This window comes from Natronorubrum sediminis, from assembly GCF_900108095.1.
Lineage (GTDB): Archaea > Halobacteriota > Halobacteria > Halobacteriales > Natrialbaceae > Natronorubrum > Natronorubrum sediminis.
Map to the genome: position 1 here is coordinate 122,175 of NZ_FNWL01000003.1, position 26,118 is coordinate 148,292.

The 26,118-nt window shown below is 61.9% G+C and carries 24 protein-coding genes and 1 tRNA gene; 11 read left to right on the top strand and 14 right to left on the bottom strand.

Annotated elements, in window-relative coordinates; genetic code table 11:
• The first annotated feature begins 51 nt into the window (after positions 1 to 51).
• From BLW62_RS14175 to BLW62_RS14200, 6 genes are all read left to right on the top strand, one after another.
• The gene (locus BLW62_RS14175; protein WP_090507707.1) at positions 52 to 759 is read left to right on the top strand and encodes a carbonic anhydrase; all 708 of its coding nucleotides are present in this window, start codon (positions 52 to 54) and stop codon (positions 757 to 759) included.
• 129 nt (positions 760 to 888) lie between these two features.
• Positions 889 to 1,107, top strand: a complete 219-nt coding sequence (locus BLW62_RS14180; RefSeq protein ID WP_090507708.1) for a hypothetical protein — start codon at positions 889 to 891, stop codon at positions 1,105 to 1,107.
• A 106-nt stretch (positions 1,108 to 1,213) separates the two neighbouring features.
• Complete coding sequence (locus BLW62_RS14185) at positions 1,214 to 1,408, top strand: cold-shock protein (RefSeq protein ID WP_004267330.1); 195 nt, start codon at positions 1,214 to 1,216, stop codon at positions 1,406 to 1,408.
• 133 nt (positions 1,409 to 1,541) lie between these two features.
• A complete protein-coding gene (locus BLW62_RS14190; protein ID WP_090507709.1) occupies positions 1,542 to 1,943 on the top strand; it encodes a cupin domain-containing protein in 402 nt (133 codons plus the stop codon).
• A 107-nt stretch (positions 1,944 to 2,050) separates the two neighbouring features.
• The gene (locus BLW62_RS14195) at positions 2,051 to 3,574 is read left to right on the top strand and encodes an NAD(P)H-dependent oxidoreductase (RefSeq protein WP_090507872.1); all 1,524 of its coding nucleotides are present in this window, start codon (positions 2,051 to 2,053) and stop codon (positions 3,572 to 3,574) included.
• Positions 3,575 to 3,721: 147 nt separating this feature from the next.
• Positions 3,722 to 5,788 carry a DEAD/DEAH box helicase gene (locus tag BLW62_RS14200; protein WP_090507873.1) on the top strand — a complete coding sequence of 689 codons (2,067 nt, stop codon included), beginning with the start codon at positions 3,722 to 3,724 and terminating at the stop codon, positions 5,786 to 5,788.
• Between the two features lie 43 nt (positions 5,789 to 5,831).
• Here the strand turns inward: BLW62_RS14200 and BLW62_RS14205 are convergent, their stop codons facing one another.
• Positions 5,832 to 6,086, bottom strand: a complete 255-nt coding sequence (locus BLW62_RS14205) for a hypothetical protein (protein WP_090507710.1) — start codon at positions 6,084 to 6,086, stop codon at positions 5,832 to 5,834.
• Positions 6,087 to 6,172: 86 nt separating this feature from the next.
• Here BLW62_RS14205 and BLW62_RS14210 point away from each other — a divergent pair.
• From BLW62_RS14210 to BLW62_RS14220, 3 genes are all read left to right on the top strand, one after another.
• Positions 6,173 to 6,245 (top strand) — tRNA-Pro (locus tag BLW62_RS14210).
• A gap of 204 nt (positions 6,246 to 6,449) precedes the next feature.
• Positions 6,450 to 7,112, top strand: coding sequence for a DUF502 domain-containing protein (locus BLW62_RS14215; RefSeq protein WP_090507711.1), 663 nt, complete (start codon positions 6,450 to 6,452; stop codon positions 7,110 to 7,112).
• 266 nt (positions 7,113 to 7,378) lie between these two features.
• On the top strand, positions 7,379 to 9,481 hold the full coding sequence (locus BLW62_RS14220; RefSeq protein WP_090507712.1) for a minichromosome maintenance protein MCM: 2,103 nt from the start codon (positions 7,379 to 7,381) through the stop codon (positions 9,479 to 9,481).
• A 68-nt stretch (positions 9,482 to 9,549) separates the two neighbouring features.
• Here the strand turns inward: BLW62_RS14220 and BLW62_RS14225 are convergent, their stop codons facing one another.
• From BLW62_RS14225 to BLW62_RS14280, 12 genes are all read right to left on the bottom strand, one after another.
• Positions 9,550 to 10,449, bottom strand: coding sequence for a transcription initiation factor IIB (locus BLW62_RS14225; RefSeq protein ID WP_090507713.1), 900 nt, complete (start codon positions 10,447 to 10,449; stop codon positions 9,550 to 9,552).
• Positions 10,450 to 10,646: 197 nt separating this feature from the next.
• A complete protein-coding gene (gene thrC, locus BLW62_RS14230; protein ID WP_090507714.1) occupies positions 10,647 to 11,912 on the bottom strand; it encodes a threonine synthase in 1,266 nt (421 codons plus the stop codon).
• Positions 11,913 to 12,301: 389 nt separating this feature from the next.
• Positions 12,302 to 13,222 carry an ornithine carbamoyltransferase gene (gene argF / locus BLW62_RS14235; RefSeq protein WP_090507715.1) on the bottom strand — a complete coding sequence of 307 codons (921 nt, stop codon included), beginning with the start codon at positions 13,220 to 13,222 and terminating at the stop codon, positions 12,302 to 12,304.
• Positions 13,222 to 14,319: a [LysW]-lysine hydrolase gene (locus BLW62_RS14240; protein ID WP_090507874.1), complete on the bottom strand. Its 1,098-nt coding sequence runs from the start codon at positions 14,317 to 14,319 to the stop codon at positions 13,222 to 13,224. Before BLW62_RS14240 ends, argF begins: the two co-directional genes overlap by 1 nt.
• An 8-nt stretch (positions 14,320 to 14,327) precedes the next feature.
• Positions 14,328 to 15,476 carry an aspartate aminotransferase family protein gene (locus BLW62_RS14245; RefSeq protein ID WP_090507716.1) on the bottom strand — a complete coding sequence of 383 codons (1,149 nt, stop codon included), beginning with the start codon at positions 15,474 to 15,476 and terminating at the stop codon, positions 14,328 to 14,330.
• Complete coding sequence (locus tag BLW62_RS14250; RefSeq protein WP_090507875.1) at positions 15,473 to 16,333, bottom strand: acetylglutamate/acetylaminoadipate kinase; 861 nt, start codon at positions 16,331 to 16,333, stop codon at positions 15,473 to 15,475. Before BLW62_RS14250 ends, BLW62_RS14245 begins: the two co-directional genes overlap by 4 nt.
• A gap of 56 nt (positions 16,334 to 16,389) precedes the next feature.
• Positions 16,390 to 17,463, bottom strand: a complete 1,074-nt coding sequence (gene argC / locus BLW62_RS14255) for an N-acetyl-gamma-glutamyl-phosphate reductase (protein WP_090507717.1) — start codon at positions 17,461 to 17,463, stop codon at positions 16,390 to 16,392.
• On the bottom strand, positions 17,463 to 18,338 hold the full coding sequence (gene lysX, locus BLW62_RS14260; RefSeq protein ID WP_090507718.1) for a lysine biosynthesis protein LysX: 876 nt from the start codon (positions 18,336 to 18,338) through the stop codon (positions 17,463 to 17,465). The genes argC and lysX overlap by 1 nt, the downstream gene beginning before the upstream one ends.
• Positions 18,339 to 18,396: 58 nt before the next feature.
• Positions 18,397 to 18,561, bottom strand: coding sequence for a lysine biosynthesis protein LysW (gene lysW / locus BLW62_RS14265; RefSeq protein WP_005554620.1), 165 nt, complete (start codon positions 18,559 to 18,561; stop codon positions 18,397 to 18,399).
• Between the two features lie 195 nt (positions 18,562 to 18,756).
• On the bottom strand, positions 18,757 to 20,229 hold the full coding sequence (gene argH / locus BLW62_RS14270; protein WP_090507719.1) for an argininosuccinate lyase: 1,473 nt from the start codon (positions 20,227 to 20,229) through the stop codon (positions 18,757 to 18,759).
• A 2-nt stretch (positions 20,230 to 20,231) separates the two neighbouring features.
• Entirely contained in the window at positions 20,232 to 21,467 is a 1,236-nt protein-coding gene (locus BLW62_RS14275; RefSeq protein WP_090507720.1) for an argininosuccinate synthase, read from the bottom strand.
• 461 nt (positions 21,468 to 21,928) lie between these two features.
• The gene (locus BLW62_RS14280; RefSeq protein ID WP_090507721.1) at positions 21,929 to 23,023 is read right to left on the bottom strand and encodes a helix-turn-helix transcriptional regulator; all 1,095 of its coding nucleotides are present in this window, start codon (positions 23,021 to 23,023) and stop codon (positions 21,929 to 21,931) included.
• 86 nt (positions 23,024 to 23,109) lie between these two features.
• Between BLW62_RS14280 and BLW62_RS14285 the strand changes: the two genes are divergently transcribed.
• Positions 23,110 to 23,295 (top strand): DUF7554 family protein, encoded by a 186-nt coding sequence (locus tag BLW62_RS14285; protein WP_090507722.1) that lies wholly within the window; start codon positions 23,110 to 23,112, stop codon positions 23,293 to 23,295.
• Between the two features lie 50 nt (positions 23,296 to 23,345).
• A complete protein-coding gene (locus tag BLW62_RS14290; RefSeq protein WP_090507723.1) occupies positions 23,346 to 23,846 on the top strand; it encodes a 2'-5' RNA ligase family protein in 501 nt (166 codons plus the stop codon).
• Between the two features lie 25 nt (positions 23,847 to 23,871).
• Here the strand turns inward: BLW62_RS14290 and BLW62_RS14295 are convergent, their stop codons facing one another.
• On the bottom strand, positions 23,872 to 26,022 hold the full coding sequence (locus BLW62_RS14295; RefSeq protein WP_090507876.1) for an ATP-dependent DNA helicase: 2,151 nt from the start codon (positions 26,020 to 26,022) through the stop codon (positions 23,872 to 23,874).
• Positions 26,023 to 26,118 lie beyond the last annotated feature (96 nt).

A 26,118-nucleotide genomic window follows, 5' to 3' on the forward strand; every position in this document is an offset into this window, starting at 1 on the left:
AATTCGGACCGAACAGAAACCGTTTTGCTGGGGATCCGTCACTAGCACCGTATGGACGCGGAACACGACGTACTCGAGGAGTTGCTCGCTGGAAATGAGCGCCACGTCACGGGACTTCCCGAGGAGTACTTCGGGACGGTACAAACCGGGCAAGAGCCGGACGTCGTCACGATTTGTTGTTCCGACTCGCGGGTTCCACAGGAACGGATGTGGGGGACGGACGGGCCGGGAACGGTCTTCACCCCGAGCAACATCGGCAATCAGGTCTGGGACGACGACGCCGGCGAGCGGATCGTCGACGGCGGCCTCCTGTACCCGATCCACCACACCGGCACGGACGCCGTCGCCGTCGTCGGTCACACGGGCTGTGGGGCGGTCACCGCAGCCTACAACGCTGCGACGGGGGGTGACCTTCCCGGCCCGGCGGGCGTCTCCAAGTGGGTCGAGCTACTCGTTCCGGTCGTCGAGGAGGCCCTCGAGAGCGGCCTGATCGACACCGATGCGGACGAGAGTCAGATCATCAATCAACTCGTCGAGTACAACGTCGAGTATCAGACGCAGTTCTTACGAGCCGCGGACGACGACGTCGTTCCCGCCGACCTCGACATCTACGGCTTCGTCTACGACTTTCAGGGCGTCTACGGCGACGAGCACGGTCGCGCGTATCTCGTCACCGTCAACGGCGAAACCGACCCCGACGTGATCGCCGACGATGTCCCCGACTCCTACGACGCGACGGTTCGGAGTTTGCTTCACTAACGACCATCACTCAGCGAGTCGGTGACACAGCGCGTTCGACGCTGACGGTGACTACGCGAGCGCAACCCTCCAAGGCTTTCGAGGTATGAACCCGGTAGGGTTTTGCGCTTCGCAGTAAATTGTCGACGTATGCGGAAGTTCCTCGAGTCCGATACGGGATTTTACTACGCTATCGGATTCTTCATCATCGCGATCTTCGTCGTCGCGTTAGCCGTGCTCGTGGTGATTTCGCCGGTCTCTCTGGGCGCCGTCGAACTCGTCGGGTTCGTCGGTGGGTTCGTCCTCTTCATGCTCGTGTACTTCGTCGCGATTTCGGTGCACCGACTCGAGGGCCGCAACGAGACGTAGCACTGGCGTAGCGAATTTTCGAGGGACGTGTGTCGTACGTGCCGTTATGGATGATATTGGCAGATCCGATGGGTTTATCAGTATTGCCCGCCTCTCTTCACAGGCAATGGCGAAAGGAACCGTTGATTTCTTCAACGACACTGGCGGCTACGGATTCATCGAAACTGAGGACGCGGACGACGACGTGTTCTTCCACATGGAAGACATCGGCGGCCCGGACCTTGAGGAAGGACAGGAGCTCGAGTTCGAAATCGAGCAGGCCCCAAAAGGCCCACGCGCGACGAACGTCGAGCGCCTGTAAGGCGAATTCGCGGAGGTATCGGCACTTCAGAACTGTATTTTACACCCCTGAGCGACGGCGCCGTCGCTCGCGATTCGATTACCCGGTTCTCGACTCGATGAACGTTTAGTACCACCAGCGCGTACGTCCCGGTATGACCGACGCGACCGCAAACACCGAGGACAGAGCAGGTGCCGAGCCGTTGGTTCGGCGCGGCGACGAAATCGACTACGCAGCCGTCGACGCAGCGGACGGCCTCGAGAAGGGTGTCTTGATCGCCGACGAACACGGCGCACCGAACTTCGCGATCCGTCGATTCGTCCTCGAGGCGGGCGCGGAGGTACCCGAGCACACGAACGATGTCGAACACGAGCAGTACGTTCTCGAGGGCGAGTACACGGTCGGGGTCGGAGACGAGGAGTACACGGTCGAAGCGGGCGACTCGCTCTTGATTCCCGCGGGAACGGTCCACTGGTACCGTAACGAGGGCGACGACCCGGGTGCGTTCCTCTGTGCCGTTCCCAACGGTGACGACGAGATCGAGTTGCTCGAGTAACGACCGAGCAGCGAGTTGGGACGTTGCCTGCAGGTCGGTCGTTTCGCGTGGGGCAACTGTTCGAAGAGGACAACGTTATTTCTCGGGCCAGTGACGAACGAGACGACGTGAACGTTCTCGTTATTCTGGGACATCCTCGAAACGAAAGTTTTGGCGGTGCACTGGCCGAGACGTATCGCGAGGGCTGCGTCCAGGCGGGCGTGAACGTTCGCTCGCTCGCCGTCAGCGACCTCGAGTTCGACCCCGACGTCCACACCGAGTGTCCGAGCGACCAGCCACTCGAGGACGACCTGGTGACAGCCCAGCGAGACATCGAGTGGGCGGATCACCTCGTCTTCGTCTACCCGAACTGGTGGGGTACGATGCCCGCGCAGCTTAAGGGCTTTTTCGACCGCGTCTTCGAACCCGGCTTCGCGTTCGCGGAGTACGAGGAGGGCGAGGGCGCGGGTCACGTGGAACTGCTGGACGACAAAACCGCCGAGTTGATCGTCACGATGGACATGCCGCCGTGGGTCTATCGTTGGGTCTACCGCCAGCCCGGGACGAACGCGCTCAAGCGCGCAACCCTCGGGTACGCGGGTATCGAGACGACGCGGGTGACCGAGATCGGTCCGATCGAGGACTCCTCGCTCGAAGAGCGCAACGAGTGGCTCGCGGACGTCGAGGAGTTGGGGCGCTCGCTGACGACGGGCCCGAAATCGAGGGCCACTCGAGCGAGACAGCGACTGACGACGTGGCTCGGCGCGCTCAGACTGCAGTTCTATCCGATGGCGTGGCTCGCGTACACGATCGGCGCACTGGCCGCAGCGGACTCGAGTGCGGTCTTCAGTTCGCCAGCCTACTGGCTCGGACTCGGATTTCTGTGCTTCCTTGAGGCAGCGACCGTGCTCACGAACGAGTATTTCGACTACGAGACGGATCGCGAGAATACGTTCGCCGGACCGTTTACGGGTGGCTCGCAGGTGCTGGTCGATAACAGAGTGTCGTTCGAGGAGATACGGCAAGGAATCGCCCTCACGCTCGGACTCGGCGGGCTGTTCGGAATCGCGACGGTCCTCACGACAGCGGGGTCGCCGATCGCGCTCTCGAGTGCGATGGTCGTCCTCACAGCGTTGGCACTTGGCTACACGGCACCGCCGCTGAAGCTGTCGTATCGAACCCTGGGTGAGGCGACGGTCGCCTGGACGCACAGTATCGGCGTGTTGATGATCGGTTTTCTCGTCATTGGCGGATCGTGGCACGTTCCGGAACCGTGGCTGCTCGGTGTTCCTTTCTTGCTCTCCGTCCTGCCATCGATCACGCTTGCCGGCGTCCCCGATTACGCGGCCGACCGGGCGGCCGGAAAGCAGACGATCGCCGTTCGCTTCGGACTCGCGGGCGTCCGGGCTGTTGCGATGGGAACGGCGCTGTTGGCTGCGCTGGTCGGACTCGTCTGGTACGGACGCGGTGTGGCTTCTCACGCGTACGGGCCAGTGATTTCACTGAGTCTCGGCCACGCCCTCGCGCTCTGTTGGCTGATCCACCGTCGATTGGACGGTACGGCTGGCTCCCAACGCATCGACGGCCTCATGCTCGCTTCCTTGAGCTACATCAGCTGGTTTGCTCTCATACCGCTTCTGGGACTCCTATAGGCCGCTTGTCTATACTCCGTCCATTACATCCTCTGTCAATCCGAAACGGACAGTCCACTCCTGTTCGAACGGCCCCTATTGATGCATGGTGGCAATGGTCGTATGAAGTCCGAATCGCTCAAGTACGCGACGCTACTACCTGCTGTCGTGTCGAAGCAGGTCCAGGATGTCGAGACGATCTTCTGTCACGAGGTCGGCAACGACTACCTGATCGTCGTCCAGCGTGACGGAAAGCGATTGTTCCGGGCGAAACTCGGACTCTCGGAAACCTCGGCCGGTCCCCGTCCGGCGAAGTTCCGGCTCAAAGACGGCTCGAGCGAAGAGCCTCGCCAACCCGACGAGTTCGTCGAACTCGCCCGCCGAGCGAAGCGAATCCGAATTTCAGAGCAGACGTCGTCCTCGGGCCGCCAGGACCTCACCGAGATGTTCGGCGGCTACCAACTCGAGGACAAAGTCAAGGCCGTCCGGACCTGCCGTTACTGTGCGTCTGCGGGGCGATACTCGCCGATCACGACGGAGACGGCGATCAAAGACGACAACGACTGGATCTGTACGGACTGCGCTCGCCAGGAACTCGAGCGCCAACTCAGCTACTCCGGTGGCGGCGAGGTCAGCGGTGCCGCCAAAGACCGACTTGAGGACCTCATGCTCGAGGTTCAGGAGTTAGATCGGATCATCAACCTGCTGAAGGGGCAACTCGATCCCGATTTGACGAAGTTTGATACCATCTCGGCGACGACCGACGAGGTCGACCCCGTCCGCGTGGACTCACTCGATTTGCACCCGGACTTACAGGGGCTGCTCGAGGATCGATTCGAGACGCTACTGCCGGTTCAGAGTCTCGCGGTTGAGAACGGACTGTTCGATGGTGACGACCAGATGGTCGTCTCGGCGACCGCGACCGGGAAGACCCTCGTCGGCGAGATGACTGGCCTCAACCGCGTTCTCAACGGAAAAGGGAAGATGCTCTTTCTCGTCCCCCTCGTCGCGCTGGCCAACCAGAAACACGAGGACTTCGAGGACGAGTACGGCCACCTCGTCGACGTCTCGATTCGCGTGGGTGCGAGTCGCATTTCGGACAACGGGAACCAGTTCGATCCGAACGCCGACGTCATCGTCGGCACCTACGAGGGGATCGATCACGCCCTGCGAACGGGCAAGGACATGGGCGACATCGGCACCGTCGTCATCGACGAGGTTCACACCCTCAAAGAAGAAGAGCGCGGCCACCGACTCGACGGCCTCATCTCACGGCTCAAATATACGTGTGAAACACGAGCGAAGCGCCGAGACGATTACGGCGGCGCACAGTGGGTCTACCTCTCCGCAACTGTCGGCAACCCCGAACAGTTAGCGAGTGCCCTCGAGTCGACGCTCATCGAATTTGAGGAACGACCCGTTCCTATCGAGCGCCACGTCACATTTGCCGACGGCCAAGAGAAGGTTCGCATCGAGAACAAACTCGTTAGACGCGAGTTCGACACCGAGTCCTCGAAGGGGTATCGCGGGCAGACGATCATCTTCACGAACTCCCGCAGACGGTGTCACGAAATCTCGCGGAAACTGGATTACTCCGCCGCGCCCTACCACGCCGGATTGGACTACAAGCGCCGGAAACAAGTCGAGCGTCAGTTCGGCGAGCAGGACCTCGCGGCCGTCGTGACGACCGCTGCACTTGCTGCCGGGGTCGACTTCCCGGCCTCGCAGGTCGTCTTCGACTCGCTCGCGATGGGTATCGAGTGGCTCTCCGTCCAGGAGTTCCACCAGATGCTCGGGCGCGCGGGTCGTCCCGATTACCACGACGAGGGGAAAGTGTACGTCCTCGTCGAACCCGACACCGCCTACCACAACTCGATGGAGATGTCGGAAGACGAAGTCGCGTTCAAACTGCTGAAAGGCGACATGGAGTCGGTGATGACCCACTACGACGAAGGGGCGGCCGTCGAGGAGACGCTCGCGAACATCACCGTCGGCGGGAAGGCCGCGAAGGGACTCAACGACCGCATGCTCGGCGACGTCCCGACGAAACACGCTATCGGCAAACTCCTCCAGTACGAGTTCATCGATGGCTTCGAGCCCACGCCACTCGGCCGGGTCATCACCGAACACTTCTTAGAGCCCGGCGAAGCGTTCTCGCTCGTCGACGGCATACGAAAGGACGCCCACCCCTACGAACTGATCGCGGAGCTCGAACTTCGCGAGACGGAACTCTAAGCGAGGACTCGAGCGGCCCGCGAAAAATCGTGTGACGCGATACTTATGGGACGAACGCGACGCCCAGCAGTGCCAACAGGATGACGGCGCCCGCGCCGACGACGCCGCCGAGAGCGACGATGACGAGCACGAGCGGCGTCACCGCGATGGGGAGCCCGAACACCGCACTGGTCAAGAACAAGACGAGCAACCCGACCACCGCGTTGACGATGAAGGGGGCGATTGCACGGACGATCGTCGCCGCCGCGAGGACGCCTACGAGAACGAGGATCAACAGTAGTATCTCGAGGCCAGTCATGGGACCTGTTAATTCCACCTCGATCGGTAAAACCGTTCGGCTCGGAACGAAACCCTTTATGCAATGCGGCGGAAAGGTGGAGGTACGGGATCGTGGGTTAGCTTGGTATACTTCGGGCCTTGGGTGCCCGTGACCCCGGTTCAAATCCGGGCGATCCCATACTTCTGTTGCGAACAACGTTGTGAGTCCCGACTCTGTGTTGGTCGTCGGGGATGGCCTCGAGTTTTGAGGCTGGGACACGTCCGATCACGTCGTCCATCTCGAGGAGGTGGTGTATTGCGGGGGCTGCCTATACCATCAAAAAATCGACTATATTCTCCAAAACTGGCCATCTTCATAAGTACCCTCCGTTACTCTGCATTTATGACAGCATTTCACAGACGTGGAAAGACGCTCCTCAAGCGGTGGTTGATCAACGGCATCGCGATCACGATTCCGCTCGTGATCACGATTTTGGTGCTAGTCGTCGTCCTCAACTTCGTCCTGAACATCTTGTCTCCGGTCGTCCAGGGAATCGTCTATGTCCTTCCGAACGACCCACCGACGGTTGTCGTTGAACTCGTGACACTGTTGTCCCTGATTGGGTTCTTTTTGCTGGTCGGGATCATCGCCGAGTACACCCCCGGCAGATACATCTCACAGCGCTTAGACGCGACGATGGAAACGATTCCGGGCGTGAGTACGGTCTACGAGAGCGTCCGTCGAGCGAGTAATATGCTGATCGACGACGATACGGAGCAGTTTCAGGACGTAAAAATCGTCGAGTTCCCGCACAAAGATGCGTATATGCTCGGTTTTCTTACGGCAAATACGCCGCACGCGATCGAAGACCGAGTCGACAACGGGACGCTCGTCACGATCATGGTTCCGCTTGGCCCGAATCCAACAACGAACGGATTCATTATGCACATGCCCGCTGAACACGTCTACGACGTCGATATCACCGTCGAGGAAGCGATTCGATCGATCGCAACGCTCGGCGTCGACTCGAGCGACCTCGGGAAGACAGATGGCCCGAATGAGTGAAGACTTGAACGTAATCCGTACTGTCCGTCTCAGCCAATACAAATCGGGCATACATACATATGGGTGCTGTCCCGATTGGAACTGTGGCGATGGTGACTGGAGGGGAACAGGGGACAGGAACACGGCGTGTGCGCCCCAGCATCCTGCTGGTGGCGATCGGTGAACGAACGGTTCGGATTTCCGATTCGTTCTCTGGTAGCGTTCGACGATCAGTTTCGCTCTGCTTTACCACCATTTATACCCGGTGGCGAACCTAGGAGTGTCTAATGGCGCAAGCGGGAAATTCGGAACTCGTCGACGCATTCGAGCAGTTCTTCCGCAACTACTACGACAACCAGATCAAGCAACTCGCCCAGCGGTATCCGAACGAACAGCGCTCGCTTCACGTCGACTGGCAGGATCTCTACCGATACGATCCCGACCTCGCAGACGACTTTCTCAATCAGCCCGAACAGCTTCAGCGCTACGCCGAAGAAGCGCTTCGACTGTACGACCTCCCCATCGATGTGAGCCTCGGCCAGGCACACGTCCGGGTCAAGAACCTTCCCGACACCGAAACCCCAGAAATCCGTGACATTCGTGCGCGGGATATGAACTCGCTCGTACAGGTTCACGGTATCGTCCGAAAGGCAACGGACGTCCGTCCGAAGATCGAGGAAGCCGCCTTCGAGTGCCAACTCTGTGGCACGCTCTCGAGAATTCCCCAATCCAGCGGCGACTTTCAGGAACCCCACGAGTGCCAGGGCTGTGAACGGCAGGGTCCCTTCCGCGTCAACTTCGATCAATCGGAGTTCATCGACTCCCAGAAGCTTCGGATGCAAGAGAGCCCAGAGGGACTGCGCGGCGGCGAGACGCCACAGTCACTCGACGTCCACATCGAAGACGACATCACCGGCGAAGTCACGCCCGGCGATCACGTCTCCGCCACCGGCGTCCTCAGACTCGAGCAACAGGGCGACCAACAGGAGAAATCGCCCGTCTTCGACTTCTACATGGAAGGCATGTCCGTCGACATCGACGAAGAGCAGTTCGAGGACATGGACATCACCGATGAGGACAAAGAAGAGATCGTCCGCCTCTCCTCGAGCGACGGAATCTACGAGAAGATGATCGCCTCCATCGCGCCCTCGATCTACGGCTACGATCAGGAGAAACTCGCGATGATCCTCCAGTTGTTCTCGGGCGTCACGAAGCAGTTACCCGACGGCTCGCGGATCCGTGGTGACCTGCACATGCTCCTTATCGGTGATCCAGGTACTGGTAAATCGCAGATGCTGGGCTACATCCAGAACATCGCGCCTCGAGCGGTCTACACCTCGGGGAAGGGTTCCTCGTCTGCAGGACTGACCGCGGCTGCCGTACGCGACGACTTCGGTGACGGCCAGCAGTGGACGCTCGAGGCCGGGGCGCTCGTCCTCGCCGATCAGGGAATTGCAGCAGTCGACGAACTCGATAAAATGCGCAGTGAGGACAGGAGTGCTATGCACGAGGCCTTAGAGCAACAGAAAATCTCGGTCTCCAAGGCCGGAATTAACGCGACGCTCAAGTCGCGGTGCTCGCTACTCGGCGCGGCGAACCCCAAGTACGGCCGGTTCGATCACTACGAACCCATCAGTGAGCAGATCGACCTCGAGCCGGCGCTCATCTCGCGATTCGACCTGATCTTTACCGTCACGGACCAGCCGGACGAAGAGAAAGACCGAAATCTCGCTGAACACATCATCACCACCAACTACGCGGGCGAGTTGACCACCCAGCGCGAGCAGATGACGTCGATGGACGTCTCGACCGAGGAAATCGAGGAGATGACGGAGCAAGTCGACCCCGAAATAGACGCGGAACTCCTGCGAAAGTACATCGCATACTCCAAGCAAAACTGTCACCCCCGCATGACGGAGGCTGCTCGAGCGGCAATTCGAGACTTCTACGTCGATCTCCGTTCGAAGGGAACCGACGAAGACGCACCGATTCCGGTGACGGCACGAAAACTCGAGGCCCTCGTCCGATTGTCGGAGGCCAGCGCCCGCGTTCGACTCTCGGATACGGTCGAGGAATCGGACGCGAATCGCGTCATCGAGATCGTTCGCTCGTGTCTTCAGGACATCGGTGTCGATCCCGAAACCGGCGAGTTCGACGCGGACATCGTCGAGGCCGGAACCTCGAAGTCCCAACGCGATCGGATCAAGAATCTCAAACAGCTTATCAGCGACATCGAAGAGGAGTACGACGACGGCGCACCGGTTGATATCGTCTTAGAGCGCGCCGAAGAGGTTGGAATGGACCACTCGAAGGCAGAACACGAAATCGAGAAACTCAAACAGAAAGGCGAGGTCTACGAGCCGAGTACGAACACTCTCCGGACGACCTAACGGCTGGCGAGTGCTCGGACTCGAAAGTGGGTTCGTACGCAGAAAATCATCGAATACTCGAGTGCGCGTTACAAGTCGTCGATGAGCGTGACTGTCGACCGGATCGTTGCCGGCGCGACGTCGGCAACGTCGGCTGCCTGGGCTTGCGTGACGGTCGGCCACTCGTCGCGTTCGCCGGCAGCTTTGTACAGACAGGCTGCGGCGACACCGCTTGGATTTCGCCCGCTCATGACTTCCGCCTCGAGCAATGCGGAGGCGTGTGCGTTGGCTCGCTGTTCGACGGCGCTCTCGAGGTCGAGTTTCGATGCGTACCGAGGCAAATACTGGGTCGGCTCGATCGGACCGGTTGGAAGTCCCAGTTCACGATTCAACGCGTCGTAGGCGACCTGCAGTTCGTCGCTGTCAGCGCGGGAAACGGCCGTGACTTCGTCGACCGTTCGTGCCAGTGAGCACGTTCGACAGATCGCGTACATCGATGCAGCGGCGAACCCCTCGAGAGAGCGTCCCTGAAAGAGTCCCTCCGATTGGGCTGATTTGAAGAGCGTACAGGCCTGTTCTTTGGCACTCTTGGGAAGCGAAAGCGACGCGGTGATCCGACGAATTTCGCTAAAGCCGTAGACCTGGTTGCGTTTCGCTTTCGTCGAAATTCGGGCGCGATTGTGCTCTCGACGAAGGCGAGCGATCTGTCGTCGCTTTCGGCCGGTCAGTCGAGCCCGGTAGCTGGCATTCGATCCAGTCCCGAACCCGATTTCGGTCGATAGCCCACGGTCGTGTCTCGAGCGCGTCAGGGGTGCTCCGGTTCGTCGTCGGTCGGTTTCTTCGTCGTCGAACGATCGCCACTCCGGCCCCCGGTCGATCGTATCCTCCGCGGATACGAGTCCGCAATCTTCACAAACCGTTTCTGTTCCGTTGGTTCGTAATCTACCGTCACACTCGGGGCAGACGGCAGTTGAATCGGCAATCTGCATTATTGTGTCGTACGTGATGAATTACTAACTTGTTAGTATTTAAAATATTGGAAATTGAAGGGAATACTACTTGCCGGATGCAGGTTCGCTCGCAAACGAGTCTTCCGTTCGCTGGTCGAACGACGTTGTTGGACGATTCGACTAACAGTGTGGATTCCAGAACAGAATCGTGCTCGAGGATTGTGCCGTCTGGTCGCTTACGCGTCGTCGCTCAACGTCTCGAGCACACCGTCGATATCGCCGGGAACCGGTTCGGGGTCGCCGCCTGCAGCGGCTGCAGCGTCCGGATCCTTGAGCAGGTGACCGGTGGTGAGACAGGCGACGCGTTCGTCGGCGTCGACGATACCCGCGTTTCGAAGTTTCCGGAGTCCGGCGACGGAGGCGGCGGAGGCTGGCTCGACACCGATGCCCTCGCCGGCGAGGTCACGTTGAGCGGCCGTAATTTCTTCGTCGGAAACCGAGACCGCCGTTCCGTCTGTCTCGCGAATGCCTGGTAGCGCTTTCGGCGCGTTGACCGGGTTCCCAATCCGAATCGCGGTCGCGCGCGTTTCGACGTCGTCCCACCGTCGGACTTCGTCCGCACCGTTTTCGATCGCTTCGACCATCGGCGCTGCCCCCTCGGCTTGCACGCCGGTTAGCTTCGGCACGTCTGCTTCCGCGAGTTCGCCCGCCTGGACGAGTTCGCGGAAGGCCTTGTACAGCGCGGACGTGTTTCCAGCGTTGCCGACTGGCAGGACGATTCGATCCGGAACGGTGTCGTAATCCGCGAGGAACCCTTCGAGAATCTCGAGTCCGATCGTCTTCTGGCCCTCGAGTCGGAACGGGTTCAGCGAGTTCAAGAGGTATGCCTCGCCTCGACTGGCCAGTTCCTGGACGAAGTCGAGGCAGGTATCAAAGTTGTCGTCGACCTCGAGAATGCGAGCGCCGTGCAGGCTGGCCTGAGCGATTTTCCCCGCGGCGACCTTGCCGGCGGGGAGGAGCACGAGCGTCTCCATTCCCCCGCGAGAGCCGTAGGCCGCGAGTGCGGCGCTCGTGTTGCCCGTCGACGCGCAGGCGAGGCGACCGACGCCGAGTTCCTTCGCGACGCGAACGCCGACCGTCATTCCGCGGTCTTTGAACGAACCGGTCGGGTTCATCCCCTCGTGTTTGATTCGCAGCGCCTCGACGCCGATGTCGTCTTCGAGCCGTGGCACTTCGTACAGCGGCGTGTCGCCTTCCTGGATCGAGACTCCCTCGTCGAATGGGAGCGCGTCGGCGTAGCGCCAGACGCCTCGTCCCTCGAAATCGTCGAACGTCGGCAACTCGTCGTAGCGAACTTCGAGCAGGCCGTCACACTCATCACAGGTGTAACGGATGTCGTCGAATGGGGCGAACGTTTCGCCACACTCGATACACTCGAGCCAGACGCCATCGTCGGCGTTGGCGGGTACTGCCGGTTGATCAGCGGAGAGGCTGAGACTCATTATCGCTCGAGAGGGGGGCGAGGGGGAAAAAGGACGTGGGTTCGTGGGGCGTGGGGAGTAAACGGCAGCGTCCACGACGAACCCGTCCGGGTGATCGGTGCGTTATTTTCGCGTCGATTCAGCGAGTCGAGACCGCTCACGCTACGACGAGGATAAGGAGTGCCGCCGGCACGATCATCATCAGTAGCGTGGCGAGCAGTGCTTTGAACCACATGGTCTCGACTGCCCGGTCCCGATCCGTTCGTATAATGTTCTGTCAGTGTCTCAAATTGCGAAAGTAACTCGCCTCGAGAAACTCGGAATTTACTCGAGTAGGGCTTGCCTTGTACCTCGAGAGAGTTCACCAGTCAACATTCATCTGGCGACAACCGCCGCTCGTGGCGAATCGGTCACTCGAGTAGCCAACTCAACAACGCCTTCTGTGCGTGCAGCCGATTTTCGGCCTGATCGAAGACGACCGATCGGTCGCTCTCGACGACGTTGTCGGTGATCTCTTCGCCGCGGTGGGCGGGTAGACAGTGCATAACGGAGGCGTCAGGGGCGTGCTCGAGCAAACTCGAACAGACCTGAAAGCCCTCGAAGGCGTCCATTCGGACGTCTCGTTCGTCCTCCTGGCCCATGCTGATCCAGACGTCGGTGTAAATGACGTCGACGTCCGAGACAGCATCGACGGGATCGCTCGTGACCGTCGGGTCACCGCCGAGTTCGCGCGCTCGCTCGAGGACGGTCTCGTCGACGCCGTAGCCATCGGGCGTCGCGACCGTCAAGTCGATGCCGGCGAGCGCACAGCCGAGGACGAACGACTGGGCGACGTTGTTGCCGTCGCCGACCCACGCTGCCGAGACGTCCTCGAAGCCGCCTTCTTGCTCGCGGATCGTCAACAGATCGGCGAGCGTCTGGCAGGGGTGGGCGTCGTCGGTCAGCCCGTTGACGACCGGAACAGAGGCGTACTCTGCGAACACTTCGATGTTCTCGTGTTTGAAAACGCGAGCCATCACGGCGTCGACGTACCGCGAGAGCGTCCGCGAGGTGTCTTTGAGCGGTTCGCCTCGCCCGAGCTGGATGTCGTCCTCGCCGAGGAAGACGGCGTGGCCGCCGAGTTGGGTCATCCCCGTTTCGAAGGAGACGCGAGTCCGCGTACTCGGCTTCTGGAAGATCATGCCTAGGGTCTGGCCAGCCAGATCTTCGTGGTTCTCGCCGCGTTCCTGAGCGCGCTTGTACGTCGCTGCGCGTTCGAGGACCGTCTCGAGTTCGACCTGTGAGAGGTCGGTGATCTCGAGGAAGTGACGGACGTCAGTGGTTGTGGCCATCACTCCTCACCTCCGCGAAGCGTTGTCGAAACCTCTTCTAAGACCGCAACGGAGCGGTCGAATTCCGCAAGCGAGAGTCGTTCGTCCGGTGCGTGATCGAGGTCCGAGTTGCCGGGGCCGTAGGTAACCATCTGACAGTCCCACTCGCCGGCATAGAGGTTCATGTCGCTGGTCCCAGTCTTGCGGATCAGCCGCGGATCACAGCCTTCTTTTCGGATCGCCGCGCGAAACGCGCGGGCGACCTCGGTTCGGGGACTCTCCATGACCGGTGGAATCGGTTCGGCCCAGGAGACGGTCCCGATCTCGAGGCCGGCTTCGGCTGTCTCGCGGACCGCTTCAGCGTCCAGTGACGGCGGAATCCGCAACTGAACGTCGAGGGTCGCTTCGACTGAAAGCCCGTCTTCGCTGATCCCGCCGTCGATATCGACGGGTTTGGCGGTGACGCGTTCGAAGACGGCCGTGTACTCGTCGTCCTCGAAGGCCGCTTCGACGCCGTTCCACCAGTTCGTCGCGTGTTGGATCGCATTCGGTTCCGGCCGTGAGGTGTGGCCGGATTCGCTGGTCGCGACGTAGGTGCCTGCGAGAAAGCCACGATAGCCGAGGGTGATGCCCGTCGACCCGCTCGGTTCGCCGTTGACGACGGCATCGGGTTCCGCTCGGTCCTCGATGAGGTGGCGCGCCCCGCGCGAACTGGTCTCCTCGCCGACGACGCCGACGAAGGAGACGCCGGTTCGAACGGCTGCTACGGCCATCGCGGCCAACGGACCGGTGGCGTCGACGCTGCCACGACCCCAGAGGACGTCTTCGCCGAGTTCGTCGGCAACATCTTGCTCGAGGTCGTTCTCGTCCGCTGGCTCGACTTCGACCGGAATTTCGCCGGGCACGGTATCGACGTGTGAGGTCAACAGCACGGAATCGTCTGCCGGTGCCCGTACGTTGCCGACCTCGTCAAGCCACGCTTCCCGGCCGTAGCTCTCGAAGAACTCGACGAGAACCTCAGCCGCGTCGGTTTCTGCATCCGATGGTGACGGTGTCGATACGAGATCGATCAGGAGTTGGCGGGCGTCCGCGTCCGAAACGTCGGTCTGGTCGGTCATGCTCGCGTTCATGATTCCTCGTCGGAGCCGATAACTGCCGTGAGCGCGGTGACGAGTTGGTCTGCTTCTGCCTCGTCGATCACGAGTGGCGGCAACAGCCGCAACACGGTTCGACCCGCGGGCAAGGCAAGCACCTGATGATTCATCGCCAGATCACGTGCCGCGCGGTTCGCGCCGCGTTTTAGCTCGAGGCCGATAAGCAGGCCCTCACCACGGATCTCACGCACGTCCTCACCGAGTGCGGCCTCGAGTTCGGTCGTGAGATAGTCGCCCATCTCGGCGGCGTGGGCGGGCCACTCCTCCTCGACGAGCGTCGAGATGGTTGCATGGACTGCGGCGGTAACGACGGGCCCGCCGCTGAACGTGGCGTTGTGGGATGCTGTGCCGTCTGCGATCCAGTCCTGGACCGCAACCGCACCGATTGGCAGCCCATTGCCGAGCCCTTTCGCGGTCGTGAGAATGTCGGGCGTGACACCTGCACCTTCACAGGCCCACATTTGTCCCGTCCGGCCCATGCCGGTCTGGACCTCGTCGAAGACGAGCGCTGCACCGATGTCCTCGGTACAGTCACGAGCCGTCTCGAGGTAGCCCGCCGGTGGGACGTTGATCCCCCCTTCGCCCTGAATCGGCTCCAAGATCACCGCGGCGGTCTCGTCGTCCACAGCCTCCGCGAGTTCCTCGCTCTCGCCGTAGGGGACGAACTCGATGTCGCCGACGAGCGGTTCGTATGGCTCTTTGTACTTGTCTTTCCACGTCGCTGCGAGTGCACCCATCGTCCGTCCGTGAAACGAACGAGTCGCGGCGATGATCTTCGAGTTGCCCGTCGCCGAGCGGGCGAACTTCAGTGCGGCCTCGTTGGATTCGGTCCCGGAGTTACAGAACCACGCCTGCTCGAGGCCGTCGGGTGTCGAGGCCACGAACGCGGCGTAGGCGTCTTCTCGAGACTGAACTGGGAACGAGGAGTCGACGAACGTCAGGTCTTCGACCTGTGTCGTGACGGCGTCGACGACCGCTGGATGGGAGTGGCCGAGGGGCGTACACGCGAAACTCGCGCCAGCATCGAGGTACTCCGTTCCGTCTGCGGTGTACAGCGAGACGCCCTCGCCGCGTTCGATTCCGATCGGCTTACTGCCGGAAATGAAATCATCGTCGCTCATTTTGCAGTCTCCGTTTCCATTTCGTCTGCGAGTGCGCCGGACTCGAGCGTCGTGCCCTCGCCTGCGAGCGCGTTCGTGATCGGTGCGTCTGCGTTTGCGGTCGCGACGATCACCGAGGACGCGCCGCCCTCGAGTGCCTCCTCGGCGGCCATGACTTTCTTGGTCATGAAGCCTTCTGCAGCCGATTTGACCTGCTCGAATTCGTCGGGGGTTGCAGCCGAATCGATCTTGGTCGACTCGTCGTCGGGATCCTCGTAGATCCCGGATACGTCAGTAAGGACGACGAGGTCTGCCTCGAGTGCGCCAGCAATCGCTGCCGCAGCGCGATCAGCGTCGGCGTTGACTGCCGTGTAGCCTCCGTTCTTTTCCTTCCCGAGTACAGGAACGGAGACGACGGGGGTGTAACCGCCCGCGAGGACGGTCTCGAGCAAGTCGGCGTTGACAGACTCGATCTTCCCCGAGTGGTCGCCGCGTTTGATCTTCTTCTTGCCGTCTTCTTTCACGCGGACGGCTGACTTGCGTTTCCCCTCGAGCAGCTTGCCGTCCGTACCCGAGAGGCCGACGGCGTCGACGCCCTCGTTTTGCAGGCTCTCGACCAGATCGGTGTTGAGTTTGCCGGGCATGACCATCTTGAACACGTCCATCGTGTCCGCGTCGGTAAAGCGTCCGACGACGCCGCCGGGGGTCTCGACGTAGGTGGGTTCTTGGCCGAGTTCTTCTAAGGTCTCGTCGACGGCAGTCGACCCGCCGTGGGTCAACACCACGTCCTCGCCGTCTGCGACGAGGCTCGCGATGTCCGCCAGTGCGCCTTCGGGATCGACGGCACGTGCGCCGCCGAGCTTGACGACCACGGTCACTCCGGACACCTCCGTTCCCTGCTTCCGATCGCGTTCGCTCTCGAAAAGACCGTCATCTACGGTGCCCCCACTGGATGGAGTCCCGCGAACTCGAGTCCGGCCGTCTCCTCGAGCCCGAGTGCGATGTTGGCTGCGTGGACGGCCTGTCCCGCGGAGCCCTTCATCATGTTGTCGATGGCCGAGAAGACGACGATCCGTTTGTTCGAGGGATCGAGTTCGAAGCCGACCTCGGCGAGGTTCGTCCCGGCGACCGATTTGGGTTCGGGATACCGATAGACGCCGGAGCCGCCTGCGGCCATGCGGACGAACGGTTCGTCCTCGTAACAGCCGCGGTAGGCTTTCCAGAGGTCTCCCTTCGAGACGGGACCCGAGGGGAAGACGTGACTCGTCGCGCTCGCGCCGCGGATCATGTCCACGGCGTGGCAGGTGAAGGAGACGCTCGTGCCGAGGAACTGTTCGATTTCGGCTTCGTGGCGGTGTCCCGTCGGTGCGTACGGACGGACGACGCCCGAGCGTTCGGGATGACTCGAGGCCTCGCCGCCGCCTGCTCCGCCTTCCGAGGAGCCAACTTTGACGTCGACGACGACCTGCTCGTCTCCCTCCAAAATGCCGTGTTCGAACAGCGGGTACAGCCCGAGAATCGTCGCCGTGGCGTTACAGCCGCCGCCGGCGATCAGTTCTGCGCCCGCGAGGTTCTCGCGGTTGATCTCGGGCAGGGCGTACTCGGCCTTTTCGAGGTACTCCGGCGCGTCATGGCCGTCGTACCACTCCTCGTACTGTGCTTCCGTCTCGAGGCGGAAGTCAGCCGAGAGGTCGACGACGGTGTCGGCGATGTCGAAGAACTCGTCGATCTGTCCCATGGAGACGCCGTGGGGCGTCGCGGCGAACAGAACGTCGACGGACTCGAGGTCGTCGGGTTCCGTAAAACGGAGATCCGCTCCGCGCAGTGGTGGGTGGACCGAGCCGACGCTCTTGCCGGCTTTCGATCGACTGGTGACCTCGGCGATTTCGATGGTCGGGTGGCCGGCGAGCAGGCGAAGCAGTTCGCCGCCCGTAAAGCCCGACCCACCGATGACGCTCGCGGTGAGCGCCTCGACGCTCTCGGCGTCTGTCTCGGCTTCGATCGCCATCAGGCGCTCACCTCGAGTTCGTCAGCCTCGGCGGCCGCTTTCTCCTCGAGCCAGTCGACGACGGTGCCGGCGATGTCGGTCTCGACAGCGCCGTCGAGGGCTTTGAACTCGACCGTGTGGTTGACTTCGTGAACGGTGTATCCTTCTTCAGTCTCCATCAGATCGATACCGAGTAAGCCGCCGCCGACGGCGTCACTCGCCTTCTGGACGAGTTCTCGAGCCTCGTCGTCGAGTTCGAAAACGTCCGTCTCGGCTCCTTTCGCGGCGTTGGTAATCCAGTGATCCGAGGAGCGAACCATCGCGGCGATGGGCTCGCCGTCGGTCGCGACGACGCGGATGTCCCGACCCGGTTTCTCGACGAACTCCTGGACGTAGAACACCTTGTGCTCGTAGTGACCGAGCGTCGCCTTGTGCTCGAGGATCGCCTCGGCAGCGTCCGGCGAGTCGATCTTGGCCATCAGTCGACCCCAAGACCCGACGACGGGTTTGAGGACGCAGGGATAGCCAAAGTCCTCGATAGCCTCCATCGCGCTCTCTTTGGTGAACGCGACTTTCGTCTCCGGCGTCGGAACGCCGGCTTGCTCGAGTGCGAGGCTGTTTTTCACCTTGTCCGCGCAGATGTCCGCCGTCTCGTGGCTGTTGACGACGGGAATGTCGTAGGCCTCGAAGAACTGCGTGGCGTAGAGGCTTCGACTCGTGGCGAGACAGCGATCGACGACGATGTCGAGGTCCGCGAACGAGTCGGGTGCCTCGCTGATGTCGAAGTCGTGTTTCCGGACGTCGATCTTTTCGATCTCGTGATCGCGCTCGCGAAGCTCGTTGAGCAGGAGCTTCTCGTCTTTTCGAATACGGGAGTAGAGTATTCCTACCTTCATGCGAACCACCCGTGATCAGGGCGTGCAGGGAGTACTGTGGTTGTGACCGTCTGCAAGGTCACTCACCCCAGTCCTCTTCGAGCTCGGGGGCTCGCTCGAGGACTGGCGGCTCGGTGTCGACGACTTCCAGTTCGGCTCCGCACGTGGTACAGTCAACGATCTCTCCAACTTCCAGATCGTCGTGCAGGGACACTTCTGCCCCACACTCGACGCATTCGGTCATTGTACCTGCAACTGAGAGCCCAGATCCCTTAAACCCTTCGAACTTAACAGCAAAGTTATATTATCTGTACCGGTCGCTAACGGACAGAGAAAAGCGCCTCACCGCGAATCCAATTTGACATATCATGTGGTAGGTAGCTTGTCCCCGGGCGGGGACGGCCGTGGTAACTCCGGCAAGAACGACCGACTGCTCCCCTCAAACATAGCCGTTCACCTCCTCGCGAAGGTCGGTGTGTGCCTCCTCGAGTACGCCACTCGTCTCCTCGAGTGTCACTTCGTCAGCCGCGAGCGTCTCGCGGGCGGACTCGAGTTGGGCCGTTACTGTGGCGGGAGCAGGCCCACCCCGCGAGTCGCGACTCGCGACGCTTTCGGCCGGATCGAGGGCGGCTTCGACGGCCGCCGGATCGACAACCGACTCGAGTGGCTCACCGAGGACATCCTCGGCTGCCGACTCGAGGGCGTCGTAGTCCGCACCGGTTTCGGCGGCGATGGCCACCAGTTCGTGGGCCGTTCGGAACGGCAATCCGTTCGCCGCGAGCACGTCGGCGACGCCGGTCGCCGTCGAGAATCCCTCGCCGGCTTCGGCGGCCAGCGTCTGCTCGTTCCACTCGGCCGTCACAATCGCCCCCGCGGCGACCTCGCTGGCGTCCGTCACGGCGTCGACGGTCTCCCAGGCGTGGGTCGTCGCCCGCTGAAGGTCGCGATTGTACGCTCGAGGGAGTCCCTTGAGCGTCGCCGTCAACCCCTGGACCGACCCTGCCGCGTCCCCCGCGACCGCACGAACCAACTCGAGCGTATCCGGGTTCTTCTTCTGGGGCATGATCGACGACGTCGAAGAGTAGTCGTCCGATAGCTCCACGAAGCCGCGATTCGCGAAGATGATCACGTCCTCCGCCAGTCCCGACAGCGTCGTCGCGTGCGTCGACAGCGCCTGCGTCGTCTCGAGCAAGAAATCCCGACTCGAGGAGGCGTCCATCGAATTCTCGACGACCGAGTCGAACCCGAGCAGTTCAGCCGTGCGCTCGCGGTCGATGTCGAACGTCGTGCCCGCGAAGGCCGCGCCACCGAGGGGTGACTCGTTGATTCTGCCGTAGGCCTCGAGCAGTCGCTGGGTATCGCGGCGGACGGCTCCCTCGTAAGAGCACGCCCAGTGTGCGACGGTGATCGGCTGGGCGGGCTGGAGGTGGGTGTAGCCGGGCATGATCGTCTCCGTGTTCGCCTCGGCGACCTCGACGAGTGCCTCGCGCAGCGCGAGCGTCGTTTCGATCGCAGCGAGGACGTCCTCGCGCAGGCGATAGCGAATGCACGCGGCGACCTCGTCGTTTCTCGAGCGCGCGGTGTGCATCTTTCCGCCGTTGTCGCCGATGCGTTCGATCACGGCCGTCTCGATGGCTTCGTGAACGTCCTCGCCGTCGGGCAGCGAGTCGTGGCCGTCGACTTCGATCGCATCCAGCGCCGTCAGAATTTCGCCGGCGACGTCGTCGTCGACGATCCCTCGCTCGGCGAGCATGACGACGTGGGCGCGATCGACCGCGAGGTCGGCCTGGAAGATCCGTTCGTCCGCTGCAAGCGAGGAGAGGAACCCTCGAGCGGGGCCGCCGCTGAAGCGATCTCGTCGAACGACCGACTCGTTTTCTCCGGTCCCGTCGGGGGTGCTCTCCTCGGTCATGATTACTCGTCCTCGTCGGCGTCGCCGCCATCCGTCGCGAGTTCGACTTCCTCGTCCGTATCGTCGTCGATCACCGAGTTCGCGAGACGGCGCTGGAAGCCGTGGTACTTCGCGACGCCCGTGGCGTCTTCCTGGTCGATCTTGCCGACCGTCTCCGTGTCGAAGGAGGCGTGTTCGGCCGAGTACGCCGCGTACTCGCTGTCACGTCCAACCGCACGAGCCTGGCCGCCCTCGAAGCGAATCGTGACGGTCCCGGTCACGCGCTGTTGGGTCTCGTCGATGAAGCCCTCGAGTGCGCTTACGAGGGGTGCGTCGACCAGTCCTTCGTAGCCCTTCTTCGACCAGCGCTGGTCGATGAGCTGTTTGAACTCGCGTTCTTCTTGGGTAAGGACGAGCCCCTCGAGGGCCTCGTGGGCGTTGAGCAGCGTCGTCGCGGCCGGGTGCTCGTAGTTCTCGCGAACTTTCAGGCCGAGCATGCGGTCTTCCATCGAGTCGGTACGGCCGACGCCGTACGCGCCAGCGACCTCGTTCAGGTGTTGAACGAGCTCGACCGGCTCGTACTCGACGCCGTCGACGGCGACGGGGTAGCCCTCCTCGAATGCGATTTCGATCTCCTGGGTGTCACCCGTCGGGGCCTGCGTCCAGTTGTAGATCTCTTCGCCCGGAACGTAGCTCGGGTCCTCGAGTTCGGAGCCCTCGACCGAGCGACTCCAGATGTTCGTGTCGACTGACCACTTGCCGCCGTCGCCACCCTCGACGGGCAGGTCCTTTTCCTCGGCGTACTCGTTTTCCCACTCGCGCGTGAGCCCGAGTTCGCGGACGGGCGCGATAACCTCGAGATCGGAGTCGCGCCAGACGGCTTCGAAGCGAAGCTGGTCGTTTCCTTTGCCCGTACAGCCGTGGGCGATGCCGGTACAGCCCTGTTCCTCAGCGACCTCGAGAATCGCGTTCGCGATTACGGGGCGTGCGAGCGCCGTTCCGAGCGGATAGCCCTGGTACGTCGCGTTCGCGCGGACGCTGTCGAGACACAGCTGTGCAAATTCGTCTTTCGCGTCGACGACGTAGTGTTCGAGGCCGAGCGCTTCGGCGGTTTCTTCGGCTTCGTCGAATTCGGACGCCGGTTGGCCCACGTCGACCGTGACGCCGATGACGTCGTCGTATCCATATTCTTCCTCGAGCAGCGGGACACAGACAGTCGTGTCCAGTCCACCCGAGAACGCAAGTGCCACGCGTGTCATATCGTGTTCGAGGGAAACGCCAGGAGAGACTTAAGCACATTGGTTTCAAATCCGAAAAATAGCGAGAGAGATGCTACTAACCAAGAATTCGGGGTTTGCTGATCGTGTTGAACGGTGAAATGAACCGGTCTCGGGAGGTAAAGTAGTAGTCGGGCTCAACGGCCCGGCCGCCGTCGTCGTGGTCGCCGCGGCGAGACGGTCCCGTCGGTACCGAAAAGGGTGAGCGCGGTACCGATGGTGGGACGCATACCCAAGGCTATGCGAGCGATCGATATTAAAACCTGCTACATGGCGATCTAACACGTTTCCGTGGTGAGAGCGATTGTGATCAGAGTCGTGGCCAGCGGTGTGATCAGCGAGTTCGGACAAACACAGTGATCAGCGGGTTTGGGTCAGCCCGGTCGCCGTACTCGTTCCCTCTCGAGGTGTGGTGAACGTTCCTCCAAAATAGCGGGCGTAGGTTACAGCGGTTCGTCTCCGTCTTCGTCGTCCGGGATCGCCAGCACGTTTTCCCGGCCGATGCGGAAGACTTCGATCTCGTCGTCTTCGCGGAGGCTGCCGACGACCTGACTCGTCTTCGCCTCGGTCCACTCGAGTTCGGCGACGACTTCCTGCTGTTTAATCCGTCCACCTCGGTTCTCGAGTAACTGCAGGACGCGTTCTTCGTTGCTGAGGAGTTCGGGTGGTGGGCCGCCGGTGTCGTTCGACGTGGTCGCCCCACCTGCCGGCGGCGGTGAGACGCCGCTGGTGTCGGCGGCGGAACTCGAGTCGTTGCCGTGTCTGAGCCACCAGCCGACCGCACCACCGGTCGCAAGCAAGCCGAGGGCGGCGACGACGGCAAGCCAGCGCGTCGGCAACTCGTCATCGTCGTCCGTTGTCGTGGCCTCCTCGCCGTCGTCTTCGATGAAGACGACTCGCGGCTCGTCGTCGCCGAACTCGGTTTCCTCACCGTCCCATTCGACCGAGTCGGTTTCGGAACCGTCCGGTGACGGCTGTGCGTCGTCGAGGACGTAGTCGTCGGGGGCATTGATCTGCAACGACGTATCGTCCACGAGTGTCAGCCCCGAGAGTTCGGAGCCGGCTTCGATCTCGTCGACCATGACGGTTGCGAAGGAATCCCACTCAAAGGTGAACTCCACGTGGCCGATGTGTCTCGGAGCCGAGTTTTCTTCGACCGAGACGTTTTCGTTCGAGATGACTTCTTCCTCGAGGTCGTCACCGTTTCGTGTCTCGTTCCAATCGGCTATCTCCGCGTCGGTGTAGGATTCCGGGTCGGATTCGATCTCTTCGCGAAGCTCATCGAACGCCTCCTCGGAGTTGTTCTCGTCCTCGAGGTGATAGCGGTAGTCGACTTCGAACGTCGCCGTCTCGTCTTTCGCGAGGTGGACGTTGATGTGTACCTCGTCGGCGTCCTCGAGTTCCTGACGCTCTTCTGACTCTTGGATCGCTGCGCCAGTGTCTGCAACAGCACCAGCAGACGCGCCCAGCACCAACGCAACTGCACCTCCGGCAACCACGAGCACCCAGAACAGGGCCCAAAGCCCCTTCGCTTCCATTACCATGTCTTGTTGTATCCGTCTAAATAGGTCTTTCCGACCGGCCTAACGATGAACTTTTGAAACGTTCGTCCGTATCGACGATCATGACCGATACCCGCGGCGAACTCGAGGTCGAAACGCTACTCAAAATCGTCCTGGCTTTGGTGGCCGTCTTGCTCGCACTCCAGATCATCGGGACAGTTGTCAGCTGGATCGCAAATCTGCTGACGCCGCTGTTGCTCTTGGCCATCGGATTGGTCATCGTCCTGTGGCTCTACGATAGCATCTAAGTCGGCCGAAGCGTCACACTGATAGGTCGATTCCCCCTATCGCAACTGTCGTGTACAGCGTCAACGTCCCGGTTCCCGGCCGCGTCCGCACGATCGCCAACGAGCTTTACCCCGACCTCGTCGGCTTCGAGCACGTCCGCGAGGAACACTCGTGTCTCCTCAAACGCCTCGGCGAGGCCGACCACGTCGCCCAACTCCAACACCGAGCGCATCGCGCACTCGAGGGAACTCCCGCCGTCGAAGCGCGGATTACGGGTATCGAGTACTTCGCGGAGCCGCCACTGGGCTCCGCACCCGTCGTCTACTTCGCCGTCGAGAGCCCCGGCCTCGAGTCGATTCACGCCAACTTGGCGGAGACGTTCGACCCCGTCGACGACCTCGAGGGCGACGACTACGTCCCCCACGTCACGCTCGCGCGCGGCGGTGACCTCGAGACGGCGAAGCGACTCGCCGGGCGAGAGATCGAGCCAATCCGGTGGACGGTCAGCGAACTCGAGTTCTGGGACGGAACGTACAAGCTCCCAGTGAGCAGAATTTCGTTGCCCGCGTGAGCGTCCCTCGATCGGTTTCGAGTACCTACGGCGCGGGCGTCTCGCCGTCGTAGGCGCCGTGATCGCCGTAGAAGTTGAGCATCGCGAACTTGAGTTTCTCGGGGGCGATGTCGAGGAGTTCCTCGCGTTCTTCGTGCGGAAAGGTGCCGTTGACGCTGTACTTGCCGAGATCCGACTTCGCCGAGCGCGAGTAGCGGCGATCGAGCAGCGCTCGAACGCCGACGTCCTCCGGCGAGCGGATGACCCGTCCCAGCGCCTGTCTGGTCTTGCGAACCGTTGGAATCTCGACGGCGTAGCGCCAGCCCGTTTCGGTCCCCTCGAACGCCGCGTCGTAGGCCTCCTGGACGGCCTCCGCGCGGTCGTCCAGATGCGGGTAGGGGACGCCGACGACGAGCACCGTATTGGCGTCGTCGCCGTCGAAACTCACGCCCTCCGCGAGGGTCCCCCAGAGTGACGTACACAGAACGGCCCCCTCGTCCGCGACGAACTGCTGTCGCACTTCCTCGACCGAGGTTCCCGACTTGTCGAGGTAGACCGGCCGATCCGAGCGTCGCTCGAGTCGTTCCGCGTAGCGATTCGCCTCGCCGTAGTTGGGGAAGAACGCGAGCGTGTTGCCGGGGGTCATCCGCGTCGCGTCGTGAATCGTCTCGGCGACCGCCTCCTGAACGTCGGGATCGTCCCGATCAGAGGAGAACAGCGGCGGCGTCTCGACAGCGTACGTTCGCCGCCGATCCTCGGGAAACTGCAAGCCGTACGCCATCGTCACCGCCTCCTCGAGGCCGAGGACGTTCTCTGTGACGTCGAAGGGCTGGAGCGTCGCGCTCATCAGGACGGTCGAGTAGACGTCGTCGAACAGGCGTCCGGTCACCTGGCGGGGCAGACACGAGTAGAGTTCTGCGCGGCCGTAGACCTCGTCCGTCCCGGCGTCTCGAGTCACCGAGACGACCGGGTAGAGCCCTTCTTTCGAGCTCTCGTTCATCCACGCGCTGACGAACGCGGCGGCCTGCAGGGTCTGACACTCCGTGCGGGTGGCCGTCTCGCCCTCGCGGTAGGCTTCCTCGTACTCCTCGTCGAGTTCCTGACCGAGTCTCATCGCCGCCTCGAGGTCGTCTTCGATGCCCTGGCCGGCGTAGCGCTGGAGGAACTCGAGGGTCAGCTCGTCGCGTCGACCCTCGTTCGCGACGGGAACGTCTTCCCAGTTCTCGCCGATTCGCTCGCGCTCGCCGAAGCCAAAGGAGTCCTCGTAGGTCTCGACGAGCGCGCGGTGAAACGCCGAGAGGACGTTCGCGGCGTCGTCCGATCGGGGGTCGTCCGTGTCGGCGAGTTCGTCGAGTGCGGAGTCGATGGTCCGTTCCGAGCAGGTTCGAGTGGCGTGCTCGCGGGCCGCGTCTTCGACGTTGTGGGCCTCGTCGAAGACGGCGATCACGTCCTCCGGGTCACGGCCGAGCCACCGGAAGAACTGCTCGCGAATCGTCGAATCGAGGAGATGGTGGTAGTTACAGACGACGAGGTCGACGCCTTCGATCCCCTCTTTCAGGAGTTCGTACCCACAGAACTGGCGTTGCTCCGCGTACTCGTAAATCTCGTCGGGCGTCCGCACGTCGTCGAAGAGCCACGCGAAGAAGTCGTCCGTGTTTTCGGTTAGATTGTTCCGGTAGTACTCACAGACGTTCTGGTCTTCGAGGTCGTCGAGTCGCTCCTCGAGATCCTCGAGTTCGTCCATGACGGCGCTACGGGCGTCAGCAGCCCCGCCATCGCCGTCTTGACTTTCCGCCAAGAGTTCCTGTTGGCGGCGCTCGAGTTGCCGTTTGTCGCGTTCGGTGTCGACGACGCTGCGCGTGTTGTCCCGAAGCGCCTGACACTCCTCGTAGCCGACGTCGATGTGACACATCGACGATTTGCCTTTGAAGACGATCGCGCGAATGTCCTCTTCGCGCGTAATCGCCCGCGCCTCGGCGACGAACTGGCGCATCTGCTGGTGGACGTTCGTCGTGATGACGACCGTCTTGTCCTGCTCGCGAGCCACCTCGAGGGCGGGTGCGAGCGACGAGAGGGTTTTGCCGGTCCCGCAGGCACCTTCGAAGAGCACGTCCTGTCCGCGAGTGATCGCGTTGTGGATGCGATCCATCGCTTCCCGCTGGTTCTCGTAGGGCTCCTCGTAGGGGAAAAAGCGCATGTACCCGGCTGTCTCGGACACGTTAGTTGAGTTGTTCCCGATACGATAAAAGGATTCGTCTCGGTGTCGGTCTCTGCTCCGTGAGCTGTGTACACG